We start from the raw sequence: 25819 nt of genomic DNA on the forward strand, positions 1-25819 counted from the left end.
GCGATTGGTGCGTGAGGGGCGAAGCGGCGGGCGAAGCGGCGGACGCGGGAAAGACGACCGGCACGGGAGAGGGGCCGGTGCGGGGCCGCCGATACGCGTCGGCGCCCGTACCCGTCGGAATCGGATCTGCTGGATTCCCGGGTACGGGCGCCGTCCGCGTCAGCGGCGGGTACGGGCCGCCGGCGTGATCACTCGGCGGCGGCCGCGGCCGGCCGGGGTGCCGTGACCGCCGGACGGCGGCTGGCGATGACCTTCTTGGCCAGCGACCGCGGGCTGGTCAGGAAGCCCCAGCCCCACGACATGTGCATGGTCGCCAGCGCGACCGGAATCTGGGCGCGGGCCTTCAGCGGCAGGTTCCTGCCCGCCGGGACCGAGCCCGCCGCGATGGCGGCCAGGTAACCGGCCGGTACGGCGAAGCCCCACGGCGTGACGAGGGCGCCGACCACGGTGCCCGCCGCGATGGCGCACACGGCGGTCGGCGGCGCCAGGTACCGCAGATTGATCGAACCGGAGTGGTAGCGGGCCACGACGTGGCGCCAGCGCCCGTAGTCCTTGTACTGCCTGGCGAGCGCGCGGACGCTGGGCCGCGGCCGGTACTGGACCCGCAGCTCGGGCGAGAACCAGACCTGCCCGCCCGCCTCGCGGATGCGGAAGTTCAGCTCCCAGTCCTGGGCGCGGATGAATTCCTCGTTGTAGCCGCCCTGCTGCTCCAGCGCCTCGCGCCGGAAGACGCCCAGGTAGACGGTGTCGGCCGGGCCTGCCTCGCCGCCCGTATGGAAGGACGCGTTACCCACGCCGATCCTGGAGGTCATCGCGGCGGCGACCGCGTCCTCCCAGGCGTTCTCGCCCTCGGCGTGCATGATGCCGCCGACGTTCTGCGCGCCGGTCTCCTCCAGGAGGCGCACCGCGGTCGCGATGTAGTCCGCCGAGAGCATGCCGTGGCCGTCGACGCGCACCACGACCGGGTGGCGGGACGCCTTGATCGCCGCGTTCAGGGCGGCCGGGGTGCGGCCCGTGGGGTTGGGCACGGTCAGCACCCGGGCCCGCTCGTTCGCGGCGTTCTCGGCGACCAGCTCGGCGGCGATCTCGTCCGTACGGTCCGACGAGGGCCCGAGCGCGATCACCACCTCCATCTCACCGGCGTACTCCTGCTCCAGGATGTGCTGGACCGAGCTGCGCAGATGACGTTCCTCATTGAGCACCGGCATGATCACGGAGACGGCCGGGAGCTGCTGCGGGGGCGTGGCGTTCATCGCGGTCACGTTACCGCTTGTGGGGGACGGGGGCCGACGGCAGCCGGGTGGCCCTGGGGGCGGCGCCCGGCGTGTGGTGCTTTACAGCCGATCATATGGGCCTACTGTGACCCGGCCCGCTCCGTTCCCTTTACGCCCGGTACGTCCCCGTCCCCCACCCTCCCGTTCCGAGGTCCGTCCGCCCCATTCCCACTCCGTCCGCCCCGACCCCGCCGCGGAGGTGTCCCCCATGACCGCACCGCACCGCTCGCCCCGCCCGCCCGCCCGTCACCGGCGACCGGGCGGGCGGCCCCGCTGGGGCCTGCGCATCACCGCGGGCGCCTCGCTGCTGCTGCTGGCCGCGGGCGGTATCGGGCACGCCATGGTCACCGGCGTCGAGGACGGCATCGCCCGCGTGGACGCCTTCAAAGGCATGGGCAACCGGCCGGACAACAGCGGCGGTGACGGCATGAACTTCCTGGTCGTCGGCACGGACGGCCGGGACAAGCTCTCCCCCGAGGAGAAGCGCAGGTACCACCTGGGCGGCGAGCCGTGCCACTGCACCGACACGATCATGATGGTGCACCTGTCCGCCGACCGGGACCGCGCCAGCGTGGTCAGCCTGCCGCGCGACTCGTACGCGCAGACGCCCCCGCACACCGACGGCACCACCGGCAAGCAGCACCACGGCCACCCCGTGAAGCTGAACGCGGCGTACGCCGAGGGCGGGCCCAACCTGACGATCCGGACCGTCGAGCGGATGACCGGGGTGCACATCGACCACTACCTGGAAGTCGACTTCACCAGCTTCATGAAGACCGTGGACGCGGTCGGCGGCGTGAACATCTGCTCCGCGCGCCCCCTGAAGGACAGCTACAGCGGTCTGGACCTGCCCGCCGGGCGCTCCCGGCTCAACGGCGGGCAGGCGCTCCAGTACGTCCGCGCCCGGCACCTGGACAGCGCCTCCGACCTCGGGCGGATGCAGCGCCAGCAGCGCTTCCTCGCCGCGCTCATGCACAAGATCACCAGCTCCGGCGCGCTGCTCCACCCGGCCCGGTTCAAGGAGATCACCGACGCGCTGCTGGAGTCCGTACGGGCCGACGAGGGCTTCGGCGCGGACGAGATGGTCGACCTCGGCCAGGCCCTGCGCGGCTTCAACCCGTCGTCCTCCGAATTCGCCTCCGTGCCGCTGGGCGACATCGACTTCCAGGTGCCCAACGTGGGCTCGACCGTGATGTGGAACGAGGAGCGGGCGAAGAAGCTCTTCCAGGCCCTGCGCGAGGACCGGCCGCTGGCCGTGCGGCGGTCCGGCCACCGGCGCGCGACGGTCGTGGACGTACCGCCCGCCACGATCCGGGTGCAGGTCGACAACGGAGCGGGCCGTACGGGGCTGGGCCGCGCGGTGGACAAGTCCCTGCGCGCCACCGGCTTCGACACCACCGGCACCCCCGGCAACGCCCCTGCCCGCGCCCGGCGGACCGTGATCGCCTACGACCCGCGCTGGAACCGCTCGGTTCGCTCCCTCGCCGCCGCCCTTCCCGGGGCGGCCCTGCGCCAGGTCCCCGGCCAGGGCGCGATGCTGCGCGTCACCGTCGGCAAGGACTTCAAGGCGGTCCACCGGGTCCGCTCCGACGACCCGACCCAGACGAACGCCTCCGGCGACTTCGGGACCCTGACCGGCGACGAGGCGGCGTGCCCCGAGCCGCCGGCCCGCCGGTAGTGAACCCGGTTGCCCAGCGCGCTGTGTACTCAGTACATTCCCGCCCATGGGTGAAAAACGAACACCTCTCAGCGACCGGTGGTTCCTCGACCAGATCGCCATCGTCGCGCAGCAGTTCCTGCGCTCACAGCCGGACAGTCAGGTGCCGGACGACCCGGGCGCCCCGGACGTCCCGGGCGCCCCGGGCGCCCCGGGCGCTCCGCGGCGCTTCGGGCACGAGGACCTGACCGCCCGCGCCGCGCGCCTGTCCGCGCAGCGGGCCCGGCTGGAGCAGGAGGAAGCCGCACTCCAGGCGGACGTCGAACGCCTCAACCATGCGAACCGGGGCGCCACCGGCCCGGCGCCGCAGTCGGCGCGGACCGGGAACGCGCCGGAACCGGACACCGGCGGCCTCGGCGCCGACGACCTCACCCTCACCGAGGCGGGCCGCATCCGCCGCGCCTACAAGATCACCGAAGCCGCCCTGCCGCGCCTCGTCCTGGAGGCCGCCGCGGACGGCCTCGAAGCACCCGCCATCGCCCGCGACCTCGCCGTCACACCGTCGTACGTGTACCGCATCCTGCGCGAACGCGTCCGCTACAGCTGGCGCCTCGACGTACGCGACGGCGGCACGTGGGCCGTACGGAGCAGCGGTCAGGACGTCGTGGCACGCGCCCTCGGCAGCGACACCCGGCTCGCCGAACAACTCCTCGCCGAGTCCGGCGCCGACCGCGTACTGCTCTGGGAAGGCGCCCGCACGGCCGACACGAAAGCAGCCCTCGACCTGACCCGCCCCGAAAGGGCCTGACCATCCGCGCCCCTACGCGTCGTCAATCCCGTCCGCCACCCGCTGCGCCCGCAACTCCTTGATCGCGCGCCGCCGGGCCAGCCGGTGGGTACGGCGGATCTGGGCCTCCTGGTAGCGACGCTTGTCCCGCTCGGTCTCCGGGACGACCGGCGGCACGGGACGGGGCTTGCCGTCCTCGTCCACCGCCGCGAACACCAGATACGCCGAACCGACCTGCGTCGCGGGCGTGGACTCGTTCCAGCGCTCGGCCAGGACCCGCACCCCGACCTCCATCGAGGACCGCCCGGTCCAGTTGACCTGCGCCTTCACATGCACCAGGTCACCCACGCGGACCGGTTCGAGGAACGCCATCTCGTCCATGGAGGCGGTGACCGCGGGCCCGCCGGAGTGCCGGCCGGCCACCGCGCCCGCCGCGTCGTCGACGAGTTTCATGATCACGCCACCGTGCACCGTACCCAGCAGGTTGGTGTCGCCTGCCGTCATGATGTGCGACAGCGTCGTCCGGGAGACGGAGGTGGGCTTGCCCGGAAGGTCGCCCTCCGGGTCGGTGGTGACGAGATCGGTCATGCGCCCACTTTATGCGCGGGGCGCACACCCTTCCCCCAGCCCCCACCCCTGCGCCCCCCTCCACCACCTCACGCTCCGAACACACCTCGACACCACCCGCCACCATCCACCGCGCCACTCCACCGCCCCCTCCCCCGACCAGGCAGAACCCGCTGGAATGATCACGTCCGTCCGCATTGCGCAAGCGACGCCCCGCGTCCCTTTGCATCAGCTCTGCAACAGCGGAGGTCCGATCTCGTACCTGGCCTGTATGGGGGAGCCGTAGGACAGGCAGACTTCCCCCATGAACGAGTGGCCTGGGTCCGACAACAGAGACCAGTACGGACGTGGCAGCGGCGCCGAGCCGGAGGGCGCGCGCGCCATGCCGCACGTACGGCGTGGCGGGCCCGGCGGCTCCGGCCCCGGACCCGGCCCGGGGCAGCAGCCCCCCGAGCCGCCGCTGCCGCCGCACCTCTCGCCGCGCCGGCCCTCCGTTCCCCACCAGAACCAGGGCCAGGGCCACGCCCCGTACGGCAACAGCTACGACGGCGGGCACAACGACGGCTACAACACCGGCCAGGTCTACGGCGGGGGCCGCGGCGGCGGACAGGGCGGCTCCGGAGGGCAGGGCGGCGGCCAGGGCGGCCGTGCCCCGCGGCCCGCCCCCAACTGGGGCCGCCGCATCAAGTGGACCGTCCTGACCCTGGTCGTCGTGCTCCTCGTCACCTCCGTCGCCACGTACTTCTGGGCCGACGGCAAGCTGCGCCGCGAGGTCGACCTGAGCAAGGTCATCGACCGGCCGGAGGAAGGCGACGGCACCAACTACCTGATCGTCGGCTCCGACAGCCGCGAGGGCATGTCCGACGAGGACAAGAAGAAGCTGCACACCGGCTCCGCCGAGGGCAAGCGCACCGACTCGATGATGATCCTGCACGACGGCGGCAACGGCCCGACGCTGGTCTCCCTGCCGCGCGACTCGGACGTGGAGATCCCCTCGTTCGTCGGCTCCAAGTCCGGCAAGAAGTACGCGGCCAGGGGCCGCCACACCAAGCTCAACGCGGCCTACGCGGAGGACGGCCCGGAGCTGCTGGTGCGCACCGTCGAGCACAACACCGGACTGCGCATCGACCACTACGTCGAGATCGGCTTCGCGGGCTTCGCCAACATCGTGGACGCGATCGGCGGCGTCGAGATGGACATCCCGAAGGCCTTCAAGGACAAGAAGTCCGGCGCCGACTTCCAGGCCGGCAAGCAGACCCTCAACGGCGAACAGGCCCTCGCCTTCGTCCGCACCCGCTACGCCTTCGCGGGCAGCGACCTGGACCGCACGAAGAACCAGCAGAAGTTCCTCGCGGCCCTCGCCGGCCAGACGGCCACCCCCGGCACGATCATCAACCCGTTCAAGCTCTACCCGACGATGAGCGCGGGCCTGGACACCGTGATCGTCGACAAGGACATGGGCCTGTGGAGCCTGGGCCAGATGTTCTTCGCCATGAAGGGCGTCACCGGCGGCGACGGCAAGTCGATGAACATGCCCGTCTCCGGCTCCCGCGGCGGCAACCTCGTCTGGGACAAGTCCAAGGTCTCCAAACTCGTCGACCAGCTGAAGAACGACGAGCCGGTGACGGTGAGCGGGGACTAGAGACCATCGAGGCGAGCCCCGGACCGCGAGCGCGGTCCGGGGCTCGGCGTTTCGGCGCCGGGGCACGCCGCACCGGGCAGCGCTCGGCTGCGGGTGTGCGCCGTTGACGGTCCGATCCCTCCGCCGTCAAGCTCGTGCAAGTCGGCGCAAGCCACTCGACGCCGGAGGCGGCCATGGCTCTACGGTTCATCGGGATCGATCCGGACACCGGGCAGCAGGGCTCCCCCACGGTGTGGGTGGACGACGAGGCTCGTGAACTGGTGCTCCAAGGATGGAAACCGGACACACGACTGGCGGCCGAATGCGCCGCTTTCGCCGTTCCCGGCCATGCTCCGGGAATTCCTTCGCACGAAGCCGTCATCCGGATTCCGGTCCGGATGGTGCCGGTACTCAGGGAGGCGTGTGATGCCGCAGAGCGAACGGGGCTTTGACGAACTGCTGGCCGCGACACGGCACTCCGCCGTTCATCTGGAGATGCGCGACGTGTACGGCGTGGGAGACGAGGCCGACGACTTCGAGCGGTGGAGGCGTACCGGACGACGCGACGCGGATCCCACGTCCGGCTATTGGGCGCCCTGGGTGGGGCTGATCCGGGAAACGGTGGCGCGCGGTGTCATCGTCCGCCGCGCCCGCGTCGTCTCCGAACCCGTCACCGACTACATCCGGTTCGAGCACGCCGGCACCCCGGTCAACCTGCACGCCGGGGAGCAGGTGCGCTGGCTGCCCCGGCGCCTGGCGTCGGACCTCGCGCTGCCGGGCAACGACTGCTGGGTGTTCGACGGCTCGACCGTGCTCTTCAACCACTTCTCGGGCGACGGCAACTGGTCGGCGCCCGGCTGGGAGGTCCGTACGGAACCCGCCGTGGCGCGATTGGCGTCGGCGGCGTTCGAGGCCGTGTGGGAGCGCGGTACCCCGCACGAGAGGTACGCGGTCTGAGCGGCCCCCGAGAGCGCCCGGCAATGCCCGCCTCGCCCTCGTCCAGCGCCCGGGCCGCCCGTGAGGTGATCGCCGCGCACCTCGGTGCGCTGCGCAGGGAAGCGGGGCTCAGCGGCCACGAGCTGGCGGTGCGGTGCGGCTGGAGCCCGGCCAAGTCGTCCCGGATGGAGCGGGCCAGAACGCCCGCCTCCGATGCCGACATCCACGCATGGTGCACGGCCTGCGGGGCCGAGGACCAGGTGGCCGACCTGGTCGCGGCGAACCGTCAGGCGGACCAGTTGTACGTGCACTGGAAGAAGCTGCACCGGCACGGGATGCGCAGGGCGCAGGAGGAAGTGATTCCCCTGTACGAGAGCACCCGCCATTTCCGGGTGTACTGCTCGAACGTCGTTCCGGGAATGCTCCAGACGGAGGCGTACGCGGCGGCCCTGCTCTCGACCATCGCCGCTTTCCAGAACACCCCGGACGACGCGGATTCCGCCGCGGCCTCCCGTGTCGAGCGCTCACAGGTGGTGTTCCAGGGCGGTCACCGGTTCGCTCTGCTGGTCGAGGAGACCGTACTCCGGCACCGCATCGGCGACGCGGGCACCATGGCCGGCCAGCTCGGTTTCCTGCTGGCGGTCATGGCTCTGCCGAATGTCGGCTTCGGCGTCATTCCGTTCGGGGCCGAGCGGCGGATGTGGCCGCTGGAGGCCTTCTATCTCTTCGACGACCGCCGGGTGAGCGTCGAACTGCTCACGGCCGCGGTGAACATCTCGGCTCCCGGTGAGATCGCCACCTATGCGAAGGCGTTCGCCGGGCTTTCCGACATCGCCGTGTACGGCACGGCCGCTCGGAGTCTGATCACGGAAGCGATTAACGCGTTGGGGTGATGCGCGTGCAAGCCGGTGCAAGAACGTGGCCCGTGGCCTGCCGCCTCCGTAGCGTCAGCGATGGAGCACCACGACAACGCGCGAGAAGCGAGGCACCCATGGGCAAAAAAGGCGGCGACCACTCCGGAAGGCCCGACACGTCCGACAGCGACGGCCACCGGGACAGGCCGCCGGGGCCGACCAAGCCGTACGAGCCGCCGAAGAGTTGAGGACGGATGACGACGCACCGGCAGCTCGTGGCCGGGCTGGAGAGGCGGGGGCTGGTGCCTGCGGAATGGCGGAGGGCCGTGGACGCGGTGGACCGGGCACTGTTCGTTCCGGAGAGATTCGAAGGGGGCGACTTCACCGCCGACCCCGAGGGCTGGCTGCGGGCCGTCTACGCGGACGCACCCGTCGTCACACAGGTCAACGACGGTGCGGCCACTGCGGACGGTGCGTTCCGGCTCGCCACGTCGTCGTCCTCCATGCCGTCGGTCATGCTCGACGTGCTGAGCCTGCTCGACGTGCGGGACGGACACCGGGTGCTGGAGATCGGCACCGGCACCGGTTACCACGCGGCCTGGCTGTGCCACCGGCTGGGCGACAGCCGGGTGACGAGCGTCGAGCTGGATCCGGCCGTCCTGGCCGCAGCGCTGGGCAGCCTCGACCGGGCTGGGTTCCGGCCGACGGCCGTCGCGGGCGACGGGCGCGACGGGCATCCGCAGGGCGCTCCGTACGACCGGGTCGTCTGCACCTGCACCATGCGGGACATCCCGCCGGCCTGGCTGGAGCAGTGTCCCGACGGGCGGATCGTCACCCCGTGGGGCAGCAGTTTCTTCAGTGGCTCGTTCGCCACGCTGGAGGTGCGGGACGGGACGGCCCGGGGCGCCTTCTCCGGTTACCCGGCCTTCATGTGGGACCGCACCCGCCGGGCCGGAGCCGGGCGCATCGCCGATCTGTACGGCGGGGAGGCCGGGAAGAAGAGCACGACGGGCATCCCGCCGCAGCACGTCATCCAGGACGCGCCGGCGTTCTTCACCGGTCTGCACGTCACCGACGCGTGGTACCGGTGGTGCGCCGACGACAGCGGCGAGGCCACCCTGTGGTTCTTCGCCGACGACGGATCGTCCTGGGCCACCGTGGAGTACGTACCCGACGTGGACACGTACGAGGTGGAGCAGTACGGCCCGCGGGCTCTGTGGGACGAGGTGCGCGCGGCGTTCCTCCGATGGCACGGGCTGGGGCGCCCGCAACGCTCCCGGTTCGGTCTGTCGGCCGGCCGGGACGGGTGGTGGGTGTGGCTGGACGAGCCGTCGCAGGTGGTGGGCCGTCCGTAGCTCTGTGAGTGCCCAGGAGGTCCCGCCGGAACGGAGGAGGCCCCGCCGGAACGGAGGAGGCCCCGCCGGAACGGAGGAGGCCCCGCCGGAACGGAGGAGGCCCCGCCGGGGCGGAGCCTCCTCGCACGCATGTGACGGCCGTTACGGCAGGTTCCGCGCCATCACGATGCGCTGGACCTGGTTCGTGCCCTCGTAGATTTGGGTGATCTTGGCGTCGCGCATCATGCGCTCCAGCGGGTAGTCGCGGGTGTAGCCGTAGCCGCCGAGGAGTTGGACGGCGTCGGTGGTGATCTCCATGGCGGCGTCGGAGGCGTAGCACTTGGCGGCGGCGCCGAAGAAGGTGAGGTCTTCGGGCTTGCCGCCGGCGGAGATGCGTTCGGACTTGGCGGCGGCGGCGTAGGTGAGCTGGCGGGCGGCCTCCAGCTTCATGGCCATGTCGGCGAGCATGAACTGCACGCCCTGGAAGTCGCCGATCGGCTTGCCGAACTGCTTGCGCTCCTGGACGTAGCCCTTGGCGTAGTCGAGGGCGCCCTGGGCGATGCCGAGGGCCTGGGCCGCGATGGTGATGCGGGTGTGGTCCAGGGTCTGCATGGCGGTGGCGAAGCCGGTGCCCTCGGCGCCGATGAGGCGGTCGGCGGGGATGCGGACGTTGTCGAGGTAGACCTCGCGGGTCGGGGAGCCCTTGATGCCGAGCTTCTTCTCCGGGGCGCCGAAGGAGACGCCCGGGTCGGACTTTTCCACGACGAAGGCGGAGATGCCCTTGGAGCGCTTCTCGGGGTCCGTCACGGCCATGACCGTGTAGTACTCGGAGACGCCGGCGTTGGTGATCCAGCGCTTGACGCCGTTGAGGACGTAGTCGTCGCCGTCGCGTACGGCCTTGGTCTTCATGCCGGCCGCGTCGGAGCCCGCGTCGGGCTCGCTCAGGCAGTACGAGAACATCGCGTCGCCCTTGGCGAGCGGGGCCAGGTACTTCTTCTTCAGCTCCTCGGAGCCGGAGAGGATCACCGGCAGCGAGCCGAGCTTGTTGACGGCGGGGATCAGGGAGGAGGAGGCGCAGACGCGGGCGACCTCCTCGATGACGATGACGGTGGCCAGCGCGTCGGCGCCGGCGCCGTCGTACGCCTCGGGGACATGGACGGCGTGCAGGTCGTTGAGGGTCAGAGCGTCCCGGGCCTCCTGCGGGAAGCGGGCCTCCTCGTCCACCTCGGCGGCGTACGGGGCGATCTTCGCCTCGGCGAGCGAGCGCACCGAATCGCGGAGCATGTCGTGCTCCTCGGACGTCCGGTACAGATCGAAATCAGCGGTTCCCGCCAAGGTTTCTCACTCCCCTGAGAGCTGGTGCAGTGCTAACTACCGTTAAGTAACCCGAATTCTAGGGGGCTGTACGGCGGGTGGGATACGTGAGTTTGCCGACAGCACCCGAAAGGTCCCGGCCACCGGGCCCGGACCGCCCGGCAGTGGCCCGACTATGCTCAGGCAGCGCACTTCTCCCCGTATGCACCTGGAGTTTCCATGGCCCTGAAGATCACCGTGATCGGCACCGGCTACCTCGGCGCGACGCATGCCGCGGCCATGGCGGAGCTGGGATTCGAGGTGATGGGGCTGGACATCGACCCGGCGAAGATCGCGATGCTGGAGCGGGGCGAGACCCCGATGTACGAGCCCGGCCTGGAGGAGCTGCTGCGGGCGCACGTCGCGGGCTTCGAGGGCACCAGCGGCCGGCTGCGCTTCACGACCTCCTGGGAGGAGCTGGCGGACTTCGGCGACGTGCACTTCCTCTGCGTGAACACGCCGCAGAAGCACGGCGAGTACGCCTGCGACATGTCGTACGTCGAGTCGGCCGTCGAGTCGCTGGCCCCGCTGCTGCGGCGCCCGGCGCTGGTGGTCGGCAAGTCGACGGTCCCGGTGGGCAGCGCGGCGCGGCTGGCGAAGCGGCTCGCGGAGCTGGCGCCGGCCGGCGAGGACGTGGAGCTGGCCTGGAATCCGGAGTTCCTGCGCGAGGGCTTCGCCGTGCAGGACACCCTGCACCCGGACCGGATCGTCATCGGTGTCGAGGGCGGGCGGGCCGAGGAGGTCCTGCGGGAGGTGTACGCGACGCCGGTGGCCGAGGGCTCGCCGTTCGTGGTGGCCGACTTCCCCACGGCGGAGCTGGTCAAGACGTCCGCCAACTCCTTCCTGGCCACGAAGATCTCGTTCATCAACGCCATGGCGGAGGTGTGCGAGGCGGCCGGCGGTGACGTGGTGAAGCTGGCGGAGGCGATCGGCCACGACGAGCGGATCGGCCGCAAGTTCCTGCGGGCCGGTATCGGCTTCGGCGGCGGCTGTCTGCCCAAGGACATCCGGGCGTTCATGGCGCGCGCCGGTGAGCTGGGCGCCGACCAGGCGCTGACGTTCCTGCGCGAGGTCGACTCGATCAACATGCGGCGCCGCGGTCACATGGTCGAGCTGACCCGGGAGGCGGTCGGCGGTTCCTTCCTCGGCACCCGGGTCGCCGTCCTCGGCGCCACGTTCAAGCCGGATTCGGACGACGTACGGGACTCGCCCGCGCTCAACGTCGCCGGGCAGATCCACCTCCAGGGCGGCCAGGTGACGGTGTACGACCCGAAGGGCATGGAGAACGCGCGGCGCGTGTTCCCGACGCTGGGGTACGCGGACACGGCGCTGGAGGCGGTGCGCGGCGCCGATGTGGTGCTGCACCTGACCGAGTGGCGGGAGTTCCGGGAGCTGGACCCGGCCGCGCTGGCCGAGGTGGTGGCCACGCCGCGCATCCTGGACGGGCGCAACGCGCTCGACCCGGAGCTGTGGCGCAAGGCGGGCTGGACGTACCGGGCGCTGGGCCGCCCGCAGGCCTGAGACGGGAACGCACACGCCACGAGGGCCGTACTCCGCGGAGTACGGCCCTCGTGGCGTTGCGCAGGAGGTGCGTGCCCCTCAGCCGTCGAGCTGTTCGATCGTCGCGTTGGACGGGCCGCGCTCGGTACGCACCGTACGCGCGACGTCCTCGGCGCCGCGCAGCGTGCGGACCGCGTTCTGCCAGGTCAGCTTGGCCAGGTCGGCCGTGGACCACTTGCGGTCGAGCAGTTCGGCGACCAGGTTCGGGTAGCCGGACACGTCGGCGAGGTCGGCGGGCGTGAAGGCGGTGCCGTCGAAGTCGCCGCCGATGCCGATGTGGTCGATGCCGGCGGCCTCGCGCATGTGGTCGAGGTGGTCGGCGACGGTGGCGGCGGTGGCGAGCGGGCGCGGGTGTTCGGCCTCGAAGGCGCGGTGCACGGCCATGCCCTCGGCGGTGGTGTCCAGGTGGTGGAGGCCGTGCGCGCGCATGTTCTCGTCCGCCCGCAGGGTCCAGTCGACGGCCGCGGGCAGGATGAACTTCGGCACGAAGGTCGCCATCGCGATGCCGCCGTTGGCGGGCAGCCGCTCCAGCACGTCGTCGGGGATGTTGCGCGGGTGGTCGCAGACCGCGCGGGCGGAGGAGTGCGAGAAGACGACGGGCGCCGCGCTGGTGTCCAGCGCGTGGCGCATGGTGTCGGCGGAGACGTGCGAGAGGTCGACGAGCATCCCGAGGCGGTTCATCTCGCGGACGACCTCGCGGCCGAAGGCGGTGAGGCCGTGCGCGCGGGGCTCGTCGGTGGCCGAGTCGGCCCACGCGATGTTGTCGTTGTGGGTGAGCGTCATGTAGCGCACGCCCAGTTCGTGCAGCGCGCGCAGGGTGGCCAGCGAGTTGTTGATCGAGTGGCCGCCCTCGGCGCCCATCAGGGAGGCGATCCGGCCGTCGGCGCGGGCCGCTTCCATGTCGTCGGCGGTGTACGCCAGGCGCAGGTCGCCGGGGTAGCGGGCGGCGAGCTGCCGCACCACGTCGATCTGTTCGAGGGTGGCGCTGACCGCCTGGTCGCCGGTGTAGTCGGTCCGTACGTAGACCGACCAGAACTGCGCGCCGACGCCGCCGGCCCGCAGCCGGGGGATGTCGGTGTGCAGGTGGCCGGTCTGGTCGTCGGCGATGTCGCGCCGGTCGAGGTCGTAGCGGACCTGCTCCCGCAGGGCCCAGGGCAGGTCGTTGTGGCCGTCGACGACGGGGTGCTCGGCGAGCAGCGCGCGGGCCGCTTCCAGGGACGCGCTCACTTGCCGCCCCCGAAGCCGAAGCCGGCCGGGGCGGCGACCTTGTTGCGCAGCCGCTTGCCCTTCTCGGTGGCCTGCTCGTTGAGCTGCTGCTGGAAGTCGCGCATCCGGGCGAGCAGGTCGGGGTCGTGGGCGGCGAGCATCCGGGCGGCGAGCAGCCCGGCGTTGCGGGCCCCGCCGACGGAGACGGTGGCGACGGGCACGCCGGCCGGCATCTGCACGATGGACAGCAGCGAGTCCATGCCGTCCAGGTACTTCAGCGGTACGGGGACGCCGATGACCGGCAGCGGGGTGACCGAGGCGAGCATCCCCGGCAGGTGGGCCGCTCCCCCGGCGCCCGCGATGATCGCCTTCAGGCCCCGGCCGGCGGCCTGCTCGCCGTACGCGATCATCTCGTGCGGCATGCGGTGCGCGGAGACGACGTCGACCTCGTAGGGGATCTCGAACTCGTCGAGGGCCTTGGCGGCGGCCTCCATGACGGGCCAGTCGGAGTCGGAGCCCATGACGATGCCGATGAGGGGGGAGCTGCTCTGGCTCATTCGGTGATGGTTCCTCGCAGATAGCCGGCGGCGTGCGCGGCGCGCTCTCGCACGTCGGCCAGGTCGTCGCCGTAGGTGTTGACGTGTCCGACCTTGCGGCCGGGCTTCACGTCCTTTCCGTACATATGGATCTTCAGCTGCGGGTCCCGTGCCATGCAATGGAGGTACGCGGAATACATGTCCGGATAGTCGCCGCCGAGGACGTTGGCCATCACGGTCCACTGCGCGCGCGGGCGGGGGTCGCCGAGCGGGAGGTCGAGGACGGCCCGCAGGTGGTTGGCGAACTGCGAGGTGATCGCGCCGTCCTGGGTCCAGTGGCCGGAGTTGTGCGGGCGCATGGCCAGCTCGTTGACGAGGATGCGGCCGTCGGTGGTCTCGAACAGCTCGACCGCGAGGTGGCCGATCACGCCGAGTTCCCGCGCGATGCGCAGCGCCAGCTCCTGGGCCTGTCCGGACAGCTCGTCGCTCAGGTCGGGGGCGGGCGCGATCACCGTGTCGCAGACGCCGTCGACCTGTACGGACTCCACGACCGGGTACGCGACGGCCTGGCCGTGCGGCGAGCGGACGACGTTGGCGGCCAGTTCCCGTACGAAGGGGACCTTCTCCTCGGCGAGAACCGGCACGCCGGCGCGGAACGGCTCGGCGGCCTCTTTGGAGGATCGTACGATCCAGACGCCCTTGCCGTCGTAGCCGCCGCGGACCGTCTTGAGGACGACGGGGAAGCCGTCGGTCTCCTGCGCGAACCGCGCCACGTCCGCCGGATCGGCGACGATGCGGTGCCGGGGGCAGGGGGCTCCGATCGCGTCCAGCTTCGCTCGCATCACCCCCTTGTCCTGGGCGTGCACGAGCGCGTCGGGGCCGGGCCGTACGGGGATGCCGTCGGCCTCCAATGCCCGCAGATGCTCGGTGGGAACGTGCTCGTGATCGAAAGTGATCACATCACAGCCACGGGCGAAGGCGCGCAGCGTGTCCAGGTCGCGGTGGTCGCCGATGACGACCTCGCTGACCACCTGGGCCGCCGAGTCCTGCGGGGTGTCGCTGAGGAGCTTGAATCTGATGCCGAGGGGGATGCCCGCCTCGTGGGTCATACGGGCGAGCTGACCGCCGCCGACCATGCCGACTACCGGGAACGTCACGCCCCCAGGGTATCCGCCCGCCCGCGGGGCCCCGTCGCCCCCTTGGAGGAACGTACGAACACAAGTACGCCACTCTCGCGTTCCGGCCTCCGGAGATCGGCCGGGGGCGGTAGGCTCGCCGCCCGCGCGAAGGGAAAGGAACGCATGGGCGACGGTCACATACCCAGGCGCACCAGGACCGTGGGCATCACCATCGCGGTCGCGGCGCTGGGCGCCGCCGTCTACGCGGTGGTCACCCAGCTGACGGGTCCGGTCGTCTTCGGCGAGGACGACCGGGAGATCACCGTCTCCGCCGGCACCCGCTTCTCGATCCGCCTCGCGGACACCCCCTCCACCGGCTTCCGGTGGGTCCTCGCGGCACCGGAGCCGGATCCGGCCGTACTGAAGGAGACCGGTGGCCACTACGACGCCGACGAGCCGGCCCGTCCCGGGTCGGGCGGCATCCGCTACGTGGATTTCATGGCGCGCGGCGCCGGACGGACCGAGGTGACTCTCAGGTACTGCTTCCGCTGCGGCACCCCGCAGGCCGACGAACAGGACGAGAACAAACGGATCCGAAGGTTCCGTGTGACCGTGAACTGACATGTCCCGCCTGTCACCGTGATCCCGGGTGGCAGGCAGCACGCAGGTCCGCTGGTTAGCATGAGCGTGCGGTTGAACGGAGACGACCGCACAAAAACGCCCACGAACGCCCACCACAGGAGCTGAACGATCACGATGAGTGAACGGAGCGCACTGCGGGCCCGACTGGACGCGCTGGCCCGCGAACTCGTGAAGTTCGGCGCCGTCGGGGGCGCGGGGGTCCTCGTCAACTTCGCCGTCTTCAACCTCGTGCGGCACCTGACCGAGCTGCCCGTCGTACGGGCCAGCATCGTCGCCACCGTGGTGGCCACCGGCACGAACTACCTCGGCTACCGCTACTTCACCTACCGCGACCGCGACAAGAACGGGCGGACCAAGGAGCTGACGCTCTTCCTGCTGTTCAGCGTCGTCGGCCTGGTGATCGAGAACGGCGTCCTGTACGTGGCGACGTACGGGTTCCACTGGGACACGCCGCTGGCGAGCAACGTCTTCAAGTTCCTCGGCATCGGCCTGGCCACGCTCTTCCGTTTCTGGTCCTACCGCACCTGGGTGTTCCAGGCGCTGCCTGCGCGGAAGGCCGTGCAGACCGCGGAGTCCTTCCTGGCCGAGGGGGCCGAGGCCCCGCAGGCGGCGGGCGCGGCGGCGGCCGAGCGGCCGCGCGACTGAGGCGCCTCCCGCCACGCCCGGCGCGGCCCTCCCCTCCCGGGGAGCGGCCGCCCGCTCACTCCGCGGACGCCTCGGCCTCACGGGCGAGGAACAGTGCGAAGACCGGCGGGTACTGCTGGAGGAGTTCCAGCCGGCCGCCGTCCGCCTCCGCGAGGTCGCGGGCCACTGCCAGCCCCAGGCCCGTCGAGTTCCGGCCGCTGACCGTCCGCTCGAAGACCCGCGAGCCGAGGTCCGGCGGTACGCCCCGGCCGGCGTCCGTGACCTCGACGACCGCCTGATTGCCGGTGACACGGGTCCGCAGCGCCACCGTCCCGTCCCCGTGCATCAGCGAGTTCTCGATCAGGGTGGCGAGGACCTGCGCCACCGCCCCGGGCGTGCCGACCGCCCGCAGCCCCTTCTTGCCGGAGCGGACGATGGCCCGGCCGGCGCTGCGGTAGGCCGGGCGCCACTCCTCGACCTGCTGCTTGACGACCTCGTCGAGGTCGAAGGCGACGGCGGAGCCGGAGCGCGGGTCGCGGGAGTTGGTCAGCAGCCGCTGGACGACGTCGGTGAGCCGCTCGACCTGGCCCAGCGCGATGGTGGCCTCCTCCTTCACCGTGTCCGGGTCGTCGGTGAGGGTGATCTCCTCCAGCCGCATGGAGAGCGCGGTCAGCGGCGTCCGCAGCTGGTGGGAGGCGTCGGCGGCGAGCCGCCGTTCGGCGGTGAGCATCCGCGCGATGCGCTCGGCGCTGGCGTCGAGCACGTCCGCGACCCGGTCCAGTTCCTGCACGCCGTAGCGGCGATGGCGCGGCCGGGGGTCGCCGGAGCCGAGGCGTTCGGCGGTCTCGGCGAGGTCGGTCAGCGGCGCGGTCAGCCGCCGGGCCTGCTGGACGGCGAGGACCACGGCGGCCAGGATCGCCAGGATCGCGACGGCCAGGATGACCAGCAGCGTGCGGCCGATCTCGGCGCTGACCGCGGAGCGCGGCTCCTGGACGGTGACCGTCTCGCCGCGGTCGCCGTGCTGGGTCGAGGCGATGACGTCGCCCGTCGGCCGGGCACCGATCTCGATGCGCGACCTGCCGGGCACCTCGATCTCCGCGTACCGCTTCGCGGTGATCTGTTCGGAGAGGATCTCGGGGGTCAGCTTCTCTCCGCTGCCCAGCCGGCTCTCGACGATGCCGACGAGGCGTACGGCCTCGGAGGCGACGCTGTCCTGCGCCCCCGACTGGATGGTGCGGGTCTCGACGATGACGAGCGAGAGGCCGAAGACGGCGATCACGACGAGCACCACGGCGAGGGTGGAATTGATCAGACGGCGGCGCACGGTGTCCTCCGGGCGGGATGCGTTCGTTCTTCTACTTCTTCCCGCCCGGCGGCGGGTGCTCAGCTCTTTTCGAAGCGGAAGCCGACGCCGCGCACGGTGGCGATGTAGCGCGGGTTGGCCGCGTCGTCACCGAGCTTCTTGCGCAGCCACGAGATGTGCATGTCCAGCGTCTTCGTGGACGACCACCACGTGGTGTCCCAGACCTCGCGCATCAGCTGGTCGCGGGTGACGACCCGGCCGGCGTCCCGCACCAGCACCCGCAGCAGGTCGAACTCCTTCGCCGTGAGCTGGAGTTCGTCGTCCCCCATCCAGGCGCGGTGCGACTCGACGTCGATCCGTACGCCGTGGGTCGCGGGCGGCTGCTGCGGCTCGGCGGACGAACCGCGGCGCAGCAGGGCCCGGACACGGGCGAGCAGTTCGGCGAGCCGGAAGGGCTTGGTGACGTAGTCGTCGGCACCGGCGTCCAGGCCGACGACGGTGTCGACCTCGTCGGCGCGGGCGGTGAGCACGAGGACGGGGAAGGAGTGGCCTTCGTTGCGCAGCCGGCGGGCCACCTCCAGGCCGTCCATGCCGGGCAGGCCCAGGTCGAGGACGACCAGGTCGATGTTGCCCTGCAGACCGGCGTCGAGCGCCGTGGGGCCGTCCTCGCGCACCTCGACTTCGTAACCCTCGCGGCGCAGGGCGCGGGCGAGCGGCTCCGAGATGGACGCGTCATCCTCGGCGAGCAGTACACGGGTCATGGGCCGATGGTAGTCCCAGGTCTTACCTCCACGGGCCGGACCCGGTGCGCCCGGAGGTGACCGGAAAACGTCCTGCGGGCGGCGCGCCGACGGCGTGATCGCGGCCGGCGGGTGATCGCGGGGCACACGGGGCGCGGCAAGCGCAACCCCCGGTACGGTTCCCGTTTGATCATGTGACCGTTGTCTCACTGGTCCCACCGGTGCGGCTGCTGGACGTATGGTGTCCCAACGTCCGTAGCACAGCCTCGGGACCCATGACTCTCAAGAGACGTCATCGGTCCCTGTTGTGTGCAGGGCTGGAACCACCAGTCTTGATACACAGTGAATGACCTGTCGACCGGGTCCACCGCGCGTGCAGCACGGGGGCGTGGATCCCGGTGTCACGACTGTCCTGCCGATTCCTCTTCCAGTGGCGTCGGCCCCCGCCGGACGTGGGGGCGGGCAATGTGACGCCGGTGCCGGTCAGCCGACCCGGGCGCGCTGCGGTCTCCCCACGCGTCCCGAGCACACCTAGGAAGCACCATGGCGTCCAGCCTGACGAAGGACGCCGGAGCGCAGGGGAACCCTGGCAGCGACGGCAAAACCTTCTTCGGCCACCCCCGCGGACTGGCCACCCTCTTCATGACCGAGATGTGGGAGCGGTTCAGCTTCTACGGCATGAGGGCGCTCCTCGTCCTCTACCTCATCTCGGGCGGCGCCGACGCCAAGGTGGGCGAGCAGGGCGGCGGCCTGGCCATGACCGCGGCGACCGCCTCGGCGATCTACGCGGTCTACATGGCGATGGTCTACCTGCTCGCCATGCCCGGCGGCTGGTTCGGCGACCGGATCTGGGGCCCGCGCAAGACCGTGGTCATCGGCGCGATCGTCGTGATCGCCGGTCACCTCACGCTGGCACTGCCCGGCCAGGGCACGTTCTTCGCCGGTCTGGCGCTGGTGGCGCTGGGTTCGGGTCTGCTGAAGGCCAACATCTCCACGATGGTCGGCCAGCTCTACGACGGCCCGCAGGACCCGCGCCGGGACTCCGGCTTCACGATCTTCTACATCGGCATCAACCTCGGTGGCCTGCTCGCCCCGCTGGTGGTCGGCACGATCGGCCAGAACATCAACTGGCACGTCGGCTTCGCCACCGCCGGCCTCGGTATGGCGCTGGGCCTGGCGGGCTTCCTGTTCGGCACGCGCAACCTGGACCCGCGCAGCAGCCAGGTCCCGACCCCGCTGCCCCGCGAGGAGCGCAACAGCTGGCTGCGCAAGGGCCTGATCTGGACCGTCGTCGCGGCCGTCTTCTACGGCATCGTCCTGGCCACCGGGTCCTTCACGCTGAACTGGGCGCTGATCCCGATCAGCCTGCTCGGCATGATCATTCCGATCTCGGTGCTGGTGCGCATCAAGCGCGACAAGGATCTGACGCAGACCGAGCAGACCAAGGTCAGCGGCTACATCTGGTTCTTCGTCGCCGCCGCGATCTTCTTCATGATCTTCGACCAGGCCGGTTCGACGCTGAACGTCTTCGCCGACAAGAACACCGCGGACACGATCTTCGGCCTGCACTTCCCCTCGACGTGGTTCCAGTCGGTGAACTCGGCCTGGGTCATGGCCCTCGCACCGGTCTTCGCCACGATGTGGCTGGCCCTGGCCCGGCGCTCCAAGGAGCCCACCACGGTCGTGAAGTTCGCGATGGCGATGCTGCTCGTCGGCGCCTCGTACTTCGTGCTCATCCTGCCGATGCAGATGTCGGCCGGCGGCGACAAGGTCAGCCCGATGTGGCTGCTCAGCGTCTACATGATCCAGACCATGGGTGAGCTGTGCCTCTCCCCGGTCGGCCTGTCGGTGACCACCAAGATGGCCCCGGCGAAGTACGCCAGCCAGATGATGGGCGTGTGGTTCCTCGCCGTCACCACCGGCGACTGCGTGGTCAGCCTGATCTCCCTGTCCGGCGCCGACCTCAGCGGTGTGGGGGTGGTGGCGTCCGAAGCGACCCTGGCCGCCCTGGCCGGTGTCGCGATCTGGATGTCCCGCAAGAAGATCGAGGCGTCCATGGGCGACGTCCACTGACGCTGTTCACGCGTCCCTGATCCGCGGAGGGGCTCGGTGCCGAGGGCACCGGGCCCCTCTTGCGCTGTACGCGGCTGCGTTCAGGTTCGTACGGGCCTCAGCGGCGCCGCGGCCTGCGGCCCGGGACGAAGGTGAAGACGGCGCCGCCCAGCAGGACCACCGTGCCCGCGACGAGGGCGAGGGCACGCAGGCCGCCGTGGTCGCTCGCGCCGGTCTCCGCGAGGCCGCCCGCGGTGCCGCCCGCGCTCGCCGGGCCCGCCGCGCTGCCGCCTGCCGCGCTGCCGCCTGCCGCGCTGCCGCCCGCCGTGTCCCCGCCGGTGCCGCCGGACGCGGAGCTGCCGCCGGTGCCGCCCTGCTGGGCCGTGGTGTCGAGGGTCAGGGAGGCGCCCGGGTCCTTCTCCGGGGTGCACGTCGTGGTCGTCCCCAGCGCGTTGACGGTCAGCACGCCCGGCGTCAGCGTCGTCCTGCCGGTGGCCCCCGGGGTGTAGGTGCCCTTCAGGTCGGGGATCGCGATCGGCTGCCCGGACTTGACGGGCTCCTTGTTGGCCGGGCCCTCGGTCTTCACGGTGCCCTGGCCGGCGCCGCCGAGCCGTACCGCCATGGACGGCTTGACCGTACCGGCCGGGATGTCCGCCGGGCTGTCCATCACCGACTTCGCGAACTTCACCGTCAGGCCGTAGCCGCCGCCCTTCTTGACGGCGTCGATCTGCACCGGCGACGTGGCCTTCTTGTCGCCGATGGGGGTCTTGCAGGCGTACGGGACCTGGACCTGCTTGCCCTCGTACGCGGTGCCGTCGGGGTCGCCGCCACCACCCGAGGAGCCGGACGAGGCGCCGGAGGAGGAGCCGGACGAGCCGCCGGAGCCGGACGTGCCGCCGGTGTCCGAGCCGCCGGTGGTGCCGCCCGTACTGCTGCCTCCCGAGTCGCCGCCGCCCGTACTGCCGCCGCCCGTACCGCTGCCGCCCGTACCGCTGCCGCCGGTCGTGCCGCCCGGGTCGCCGCCGCCTGCCGTCACCTTGATCGTGGCAGCGGGCTTCACCTCACCCTTCGGGGTGCACTTCGTGTCGGTGGAGATCGGCTTGTTGACGTTGATGGTGTAGGGGCCGGGCGCGAGGGTGACCTCGCCGGGCTTCTCCAGCTTCAGGGTGCCCTTCATGTCCGGGAGCTTCATCGGGCTGTTCTTGGGGATCGGCGGATTCTGCCGCGGCCCCTGGACGCGCAGCTCGCCGCTCTGCGCGCCGCCCACCTTGATCTTGCCGCTGGGCTGCACGGTGTCCTTGCCCAGGTCGAGGACGCCGGGGTTCTTGGACGCGGCCTCGACCGTCTTCCACACCACCTCGACCTCGTCGCCGACCTTCGCCGTCGCGGGCGCGGTCACCTCCACCTTGGTGGTGCCCTGGATCGCGGGCAGGCCCGAGATCGGCGGCGGTACGCACTCGGTCGGGTACGCCGCCTCCGCGGCCCCGGCCGGTCCGGCGGCCGCCAGAATTCCCGCACCGGCGAGCATCAGGGCGAAGCCGCCCGCGCTCGCTCTCCTGCGTTGCCTCATCACGTGGAACCTTTCGACGTCGGCGGGTCGGTCGGTGGTGCTGTGGTGGCAGACGGTGCGGTGTCCGGGGTGAACCACGGCAGGGTGGCGGCGGCATCGCCGTCCGCGGGGGCGGGCTCGGCCGCGGCGGGCGCCGTACGCCGGGGAGTCCGCGGGGCGGCCCTTCGCGGCGCCCGCCGCCGCGCCCGCCCCCGCGGACGGGCGGCTCCGGGGCGCGGGCGGGCCCGGTCGACGACCGCCATGCCGACACGGAAGACCGCGGCCGGCACGACGACGCACAGCAGGATCCAGAACAGCGTCACGCCCCACGGCCGCCCGACGCCCCACGGCTGCTCGGCGAGCACCTTGCCGCCGTACTTCAGCGAGACGAGATGGTCGCCGTGCGCCCCCGCGGGCAGCTCCACCGGCAGTTCGATCCGCTGCTTCCGCCCGGCGGGCACGGTCCCCCGCCACTGCTGCTCCTCCCACTGCGGGGCGAACACCCCGTGCGAGGTGCCGACCTCGAAGACCGGGTCCCGGGCGGAGGTGGCGCCGAGGTTGCCCACGGTGACCACGAGCCGCCGCTGCGGCGGTGCGCCGAACCAGGTCAGCAGGCCGCTGGAGCCTTCCAGGCGCGGCGGTGCCAGGACGCTCAGCCGCCCGCCCGTGTCCTGCCGTGGCAGCGGCGCGACGGGGTGACCGGCCACCGTGAACGGCGCGTCGGCGGTGGCGGGCGGGCCGGTCACGGTGGCGGCGTGCACGACGCACGGGCAGGGCTTGGGCGGCTCGGCGACCGGGAGGTCCTTGCGGAAGGAGCCGTCCGGGCCGGTGGTCACGGCCCGGCCGTCGCCGTTGGCGCAGGCGTTGGTGCCGCCGATCATGTTCTGCCCGCAGATGAGCAGGGTGAGCAGCGTCTTGGGCCGCCAGCCCCGGCCGGTCACGGTGACGGTGCCGCCCTTGCCCGCTTCCTGCGCGGAGAGCTGTACGCGGGGGGCGGGGGCCGCGGTGGCGGGGGCCACGGGGGCCGCGATGGCGGGCGGTGCGGGCAGCAGGGCGAGACAGAAGGGGATCAGGAGGGCAAGGAGGGGCAGAAGGGTCAGGAGGGCCGAGGCGGCTCCGCCGGTCCGGGCAGCGGCCCGGCGGCGAGCGGGCCCGGCGCGGTTCACGCGTCCGCCCCCGCCCGGGGAGCCGCCACCGGGGCCGCGTCCGGTTTCGGCCCCGGTTCTGTTTCCGGTTCCGGTTCCGTTTCCGGCTGCGCCGCCGGGGCCCCCGTCCCGGGCTCCGCCCGCCTCCGGCGCCGTACGCGCCACACGGCCGCGCCCGCCAGCAGTCCCGCGGGCGGCAGCGCGGCGACGCCCCACGGCACCGCCGTGTAGGAGGCCGCGGCCGATCCGTGCGCGCCGCCCGGCGCCGTGACCGTCAGCCGTACGTCCACCGAGTCCAGCGCGGGCGGATCGGGCCACGGCTCGGTCAGCGGGATGCGGCGGCCCGGCGGCAGGGTGACGGGGAGGGTGCGCGCGATGCGGCGCAGGGCCGGGCCGAACAGCCCGTCGGCGTCGACCGCGAGCCGTGGCGTGAGCGTGGTGTTGCCGCGGTTGACCAGCACGTACCGGATGACCGCCGCGCCGCCACGGCGCTCCACCGCCACCTCCTCGACGCTCAGCGCCGCCAGCGCGGGCCCGGTCACGCGCAGGTGCACCCGGACGGCGGCCGTCCTGCCGTGCCCTTCGGCGACGAGCGCGGCCGGGTGGTCGCCCGGCGCCGCGTCTCCCGGGACGGTCACGGTGAAGGGCACGTCCGCCCGGGTGCGCGGTGGTACCCGTACCTCCTCGGCCGCCGCCCTGATCCAGCCGCCGGACCCGGCCGGCCCGCCGCGCAGCCGTATCGTCACTGCTTCGCCACCGGGATTGGCCAGCGAGAGCCTGTCCTTCAGGACCGCCCCGGGCGCGCCTTCCAGGTAGAAGTACGGGCGATCCTGGGCGCCGGGCCGGGCGCCTCCGCCGGGGGCGGGCGCGGCGGTCCACCGTCCCGGGGCGGCGGGCGCGGCGTACGCCCCCGCCGGGCACAGCAGCGCGGCGGCGGTCGCGAGGGCTGCTGCGCCCGGGACCACCGAGCGGGTACGGGACGGCATCGGCGGCTCCTGGGGCTGGTGCAGGTGCTGTGCTCGTACGCGTGCCTGATGCGGGTGCTGTGCTTGTACGCGTGCCTAGTGCGGGTGCCTGGTGCGGGCGTTTCGTGCAGCGGTGCCCGGATCGCGGGACTAGGCGCGCTTCTGGTTGCGCCGTGTCAGCCACAGGACGCCCGCCGCACCGGCGAGGAGCACCGTGCCGCCGAGCGTGCCGAAGGCGACGGCGGAGTCGGCCGGTCCGGTCTGCGGCAGTTCGCCGCCGCCGGAGGTGCCCGACGATCCCCCGGCGCTGCTCCCGGAGCCGCCCGTGGTCCCGCCGGTGGTTCCCCCGGTGGAGCTGTCGGCCCCGCTGCCGCCCGTACTGCCGGAACCACCCGTTCCGCCCGTTCCACCCGTTCCGCCCGTGCCCTTGACGTCCAGGGTGAGCGACGGCTTCGGGTTGTTGGCGGGCGTGCAGGTGGTGGTCGTACCGAGGGCCTTGATGGTGAGCGTGGAGGCGGTGAAGGTGACCTGGCCGCTCCCCTTGGGCGTGTACGTCCCGCTCAAGTCACTGACCTTGATGGGCGTGTTGGCGGGGATCGCCTTGTCGTTGGGCGGCCCGGACACGGGCACGGTGCCGCTCTCCGCGCCGCCCAGCTTGATGAGGGCGTTCGGTTTCATGGCGCCCGCGCCGAGTTCGACGGGGCTGGAGGAGACGCCCTTCTGGAAGGACATCACCAGCTTGTACGCGCTGCCGCTGCGCGTGCTCCTGATGTCGATGGGCGAGACCGCGCTCTTGTTCCCGATCGGCGTCTTGCACTGGTAGTTGACGTCCACGACGTCGGCCCGTGCGGCCGGCGCGGCGAGCAGGACCGCGGACCCCGCCGTCAGCGCCACGGCCGCGGCCAGGCCGGCCGCGCGGCGGGGGCGCGCGGCGTGCTGTTCGTAGAAGCGGGCCACCTTGAGTTCCCCTTCTCGCGGTTGAGCGCCGCCCGATGTTACTGACGGCACATCAGATCGGTGGCTCAAGGTACGCCGGGGACCTTGTCGAGGGAAGTCACAGAACAGGCCGGATCCGTACGGCGCGGGGCTCCGGGGGAAGGCGGGGAGAGCGGAACGCGGGGAGCACGGGAAGCAAGGGGCGCCTGAGGTGCAGGGGAGGTACGTCCGGGGGCCCATCGCGGGTGGACGCTCGTACCCCGGAGCCGCCTGTACGGAGACAACCGGCCGCGGCCCGCAGACAGCCATCGCCGTAGCGGGATCCGCTACGGCGCCTTCAGAGTCACTCATGTGCGGCCACGGCGCGTTCCGGCGCGCTCACGTACGGCCACGAATCCACACCGCTCCGGCACGCGGCGCGCCGCGCACCACCGCCCGCGGCGCGAAGGAGGGCCCCGCCAGGGGCCCTAAGAGGGAGCTGCGAGCTCCGCCCACACGGTCTTGCCCGTGCCGTCGGGGTTGCGGACGACTCCCCAGTCAAGACACAGGCGCTGCACGATGAACATGCCGTGCCCGCCGGGCCGCCCCGCCCGGTGGGGGGTGCGGGGCGCGGGCGAGCCCGCGCCGAGGTCGGTCACTTCGAGGCGCAGCACCTTGGCGTTGCTGCGCAGGCGCAGTTCCTCGGGTCCCTCCGCGTGCAGGCAGGCGTTGGTGACCAGCTCGGACACCACGAGCAGGACGTCCTCGGCGGCCGCCCGCTGGTCGGCGCTGTCGGCCGGCAGCCAGCCCCAGTCGTGGAGGGCCTGCCGGGCGAAGTCACGGGCTCGCGCGACGGCTCCCTGCACACCCGCCAGGCGCAGCCTGCGGATCTGGCCGACCGGGACGGCCGGGGAGGCGGAGGGAGCGCCGGCGTTGCCCGGCTCCGGGCCGAGGTCGCCCGGCGGGTACGGCCGGGTGGTGCTCATCAGCGCTTCACCTCACCGATTCGCCATTTCACGGATAGCGGTTACCTGACAGATTCAACAGATTCAGATGTCTCCTGCCCGACGGGACCGTGAGA

The 25819-nt window shown here is 72.0% G+C and carries 24 protein-coding genes; 11 read left to right on the forward strand and 13 right to left on the reverse strand.

The window, feature by feature from the left end:
- Positions 1-188: 188 nt before the first annotated feature.
- A complete protein-coding gene (locus A6A06_RS38245; protein WP_073768489.1) occupies positions 189-1253 on the reverse strand; it encodes a glycosyltransferase family 2 protein in 1065 nt (354 codons plus the stop codon).
- Between the two features lie 229 nt (positions 1254-1482).
- Here A6A06_RS38245 and A6A06_RS38250 point away from each other — a divergent pair, with 229 nt between their 5' ends.
- Both A6A06_RS38250 and A6A06_RS38255 read left to right on the forward strand, forming a co-directional pair.
- A complete protein-coding gene (locus tag A6A06_RS38250) occupies positions 1483-2952 on the forward strand; it encodes an LCP family protein (RefSeq protein WP_073768491.1) in 1470 nt (489 codons plus the stop codon).
- Positions 2953-2998: 46 nt separating this feature from the next.
- Positions 2999-3739 carry a hypothetical protein gene (locus A6A06_RS38255; RefSeq protein WP_073768493.1) on the forward strand — a complete coding sequence of 247 codons (741 nt, stop codon included), beginning with the start codon at positions 2999-3001 and terminating at the stop codon, positions 3737-3739.
- A gap of 12 nt (positions 3740-3751) precedes the next feature.
- Here A6A06_RS38255 and A6A06_RS38260 read toward each other — a convergent pair whose 3' ends face one another.
- Positions 3752-4306 carry an acyl-CoA thioesterase gene (locus A6A06_RS38260; protein ID WP_073768495.1) on the reverse strand — a complete coding sequence of 185 codons (555 nt, stop codon included), beginning with the start codon at positions 4304-4306 and terminating at the stop codon, positions 3752-3754.
- A gap of 283 nt (positions 4307-4589) precedes the next feature.
- Here A6A06_RS38260 and A6A06_RS38265 point away from each other — a divergent pair, with 283 nt between their 5' ends.
- The 5 genes from A6A06_RS38265 to A6A06_RS38285 all read left to right on the forward strand — a co-directional run bounded on the left by A6A06_RS38265 (position 4590) and on the right by A6A06_RS38285 (position 9051).
- Positions 4590-5927, forward strand: a complete 1338-nt coding sequence (locus tag A6A06_RS38265; RefSeq protein WP_073768497.1) for an LCP family protein — start codon at positions 4590-4592, stop codon at positions 5925-5927.
- A gap of 173 nt (positions 5928-6100) precedes the next feature.
- The gene (locus A6A06_RS43370; protein ID WP_073768499.1) at positions 6101-6358 is read left to right on the forward strand and encodes a hypothetical protein; all 258 of its coding nucleotides are present in this window, start codon (positions 6101-6103) and stop codon (positions 6356-6358) included.
- The gene (locus A6A06_RS38275; protein WP_073768501.1) at positions 6333-6863 is read left to right on the forward strand and encodes a DUF6879 family protein; all 531 of its coding nucleotides are present in this window, start codon (positions 6333-6335) and stop codon (positions 6861-6863) included. The genes A6A06_RS43370 and A6A06_RS38275 overlap by 26 nt, the downstream gene beginning before the upstream one ends.
- A 23-nt stretch (positions 6864-6886) precedes the next feature.
- Positions 6887-7735, forward strand: a complete 849-nt coding sequence (locus tag A6A06_RS38280; RefSeq protein ID WP_073768503.1) for a helix-turn-helix domain-containing protein — start codon at positions 6887-6889, stop codon at positions 7733-7735.
- A 215-nt stretch (positions 7736-7950) separates the two neighbouring features.
- Positions 7951-9051, forward strand: coding sequence for a methyltransferase domain-containing protein (locus A6A06_RS38285; protein ID WP_073768505.1), 1101 nt, complete (start codon positions 7951-7953; stop codon positions 9049-9051).
- Positions 9052-9192: 141 nt separating this feature from the next.
- Here the strand turns inward: A6A06_RS38285 and A6A06_RS38290 are convergent, their stop codons facing one another.
- The gene (locus A6A06_RS38290; protein ID WP_073768507.1) at positions 9193-10365 is read right to left on the reverse strand and encodes an acyl-CoA dehydrogenase family protein; all 1173 of its coding nucleotides are present in this window, start codon (positions 10363-10365) and stop codon (positions 9193-9195) included.
- 198 nt (positions 10366-10563) lie between these two features.
- Between A6A06_RS38290 and A6A06_RS38295 the strand changes: the two genes are divergently transcribed.
- Positions 10564-11904, forward strand: a complete 1341-nt coding sequence (locus A6A06_RS38295; RefSeq protein ID WP_073768509.1) for a UDP-glucose dehydrogenase family protein — start codon at positions 10564-10566, stop codon at positions 11902-11904.
- 78 nt (positions 11905-11982) lie between these two features.
- Here the strand turns inward: A6A06_RS38295 and A6A06_RS38300 are convergent, their stop codons facing one another.
- Genes A6A06_RS38300 through A6A06_RS38310 form a run of 3 tightly spaced genes read right to left on the reverse strand, consistent with a single transcriptional unit; the run spans position 11983 to position 14821 of the window.
- Complete coding sequence (locus A6A06_RS38300) at positions 11983-13170, reverse strand: dipeptidase (protein WP_073768511.1); 1188 nt, start codon at positions 13168-13170, stop codon at positions 11983-11985.
- Positions 13167-13706 (reverse strand): 5-(carboxyamino)imidazole ribonucleotide mutase, encoded by a 540-nt coding sequence (purE, locus tag A6A06_RS38305; RefSeq protein WP_073768513.1) that lies wholly within the window; start codon positions 13704-13706, stop codon positions 13167-13169. Before purE ends, A6A06_RS38300 begins: the two co-directional genes overlap by 4 nt.
- Complete coding sequence (locus A6A06_RS38310) at positions 13703-14821, reverse strand: 5-(carboxyamino)imidazole ribonucleotide synthase (RefSeq protein ID WP_073768515.1); 1119 nt, start codon at positions 14819-14821, stop codon at positions 13703-13705. The genes purE and A6A06_RS38310 overlap by 4 nt, the downstream gene beginning before the upstream one ends.
- A gap of 165 nt (positions 14822-14986) precedes the next feature.
- On the opposite strand from A6A06_RS38310, the gene A6A06_RS38315 reads away from it, so the two are divergent.
- The gene (locus tag A6A06_RS38315) at positions 14987-15424 is read left to right on the forward strand and encodes a protease inhibitor I42 family protein (RefSeq protein WP_073768517.1); all 438 of its coding nucleotides are present in this window, start codon (positions 14987-14989) and stop codon (positions 15422-15424) included.
- Positions 15425-15559: 135 nt separating this feature from the next.
- Positions 15560-16090: a GtrA family protein gene (locus A6A06_RS38320; RefSeq protein WP_073768519.1), complete on the forward strand. Its 531-nt coding sequence runs from the start codon at positions 15560-15562 to the stop codon at positions 16088-16090.
- A gap of 55 nt (positions 16091-16145) precedes the next feature.
- Here A6A06_RS38320 and A6A06_RS38325 read toward each other — a convergent pair whose 3' ends face one another.
- Both A6A06_RS38325 and A6A06_RS38330 read right to left on the reverse strand, forming a co-directional pair.
- Entirely contained in the window at positions 16146-17393 is a 1248-nt protein-coding gene (locus tag A6A06_RS38325) for an ATP-binding protein (RefSeq protein WP_073768521.1), read from the reverse strand.
- Positions 17394-17452: 59 nt separating this feature from the next.
- On the reverse strand, positions 17453-18133 hold the full coding sequence (locus A6A06_RS38330) for a response regulator transcription factor (protein ID WP_073768523.1): 681 nt from the start codon (positions 18131-18133) through the stop codon (positions 17453-17455).
- Between the two features lie 522 nt (positions 18134-18655).
- Here A6A06_RS38330 and A6A06_RS38335 point away from each other — a divergent pair.
- A complete protein-coding gene (locus A6A06_RS38335) occupies positions 18656-20185 on the forward strand; it encodes a peptide MFS transporter (RefSeq protein ID WP_073768525.1) in 1530 nt (509 codons plus the stop codon).
- Between the two features lie 97 nt (positions 20186-20282).
- Here A6A06_RS38335 and A6A06_RS38340 read toward each other — a convergent pair whose 3' ends face one another.
- The 5 genes from A6A06_RS38340 to A6A06_RS38360 all read right to left on the reverse strand — a co-directional run bounded on the left by A6A06_RS38340 (position 20283) and on the right by A6A06_RS38360 (position 25724).
- Positions 20283-21734 carry a hypothetical protein gene (locus tag A6A06_RS38340; protein WP_079194638.1) on the reverse strand — a complete coding sequence of 484 codons (1452 nt, stop codon included), beginning with the start codon at positions 21732-21734 and terminating at the stop codon, positions 20283-20285.
- A complete protein-coding gene (locus A6A06_RS38345) occupies positions 21734-22879 on the reverse strand; it encodes a hypothetical protein (protein WP_443333826.1) in 1146 nt (381 codons plus the stop codon). The genes A6A06_RS38340 and A6A06_RS38345 overlap by 1 nt, the downstream gene beginning before the upstream one ends.
- Positions 22876-23844 (reverse strand): COG1470 family protein, encoded by a 969-nt coding sequence (locus A6A06_RS38350; protein ID WP_073768529.1) that lies wholly within the window; start codon positions 23842-23844, stop codon positions 22876-22878. The genes A6A06_RS38345 and A6A06_RS38350 overlap by 4 nt, the downstream gene beginning before the upstream one ends.
- A gap of 129 nt (positions 23845-23973) precedes the next feature.
- The gene (locus tag A6A06_RS38355) at positions 23974-24780 is read right to left on the reverse strand and encodes an LPXTG cell wall anchor domain-containing protein (protein ID WP_073768531.1); all 807 of its coding nucleotides are present in this window, start codon (positions 24778-24780) and stop codon (positions 23974-23976) included.
- Positions 24781-25226: 446 nt separating this feature from the next.
- Positions 25227-25724 (reverse strand): ATP-binding protein, encoded by a 498-nt coding sequence (locus tag A6A06_RS38360; protein ID WP_073768533.1) that lies wholly within the window; start codon positions 25722-25724, stop codon positions 25227-25229.
- Positions 25725-25819: the final 95 nt, after the last annotated feature.

The organism is Streptomyces sp. CB02923, from assembly GCF_001905005.1.
Classification (GTDB): domain Bacteria; phylum Actinomycetota; class Actinomycetes; order Streptomycetales; family Streptomycetaceae; genus Streptomyces.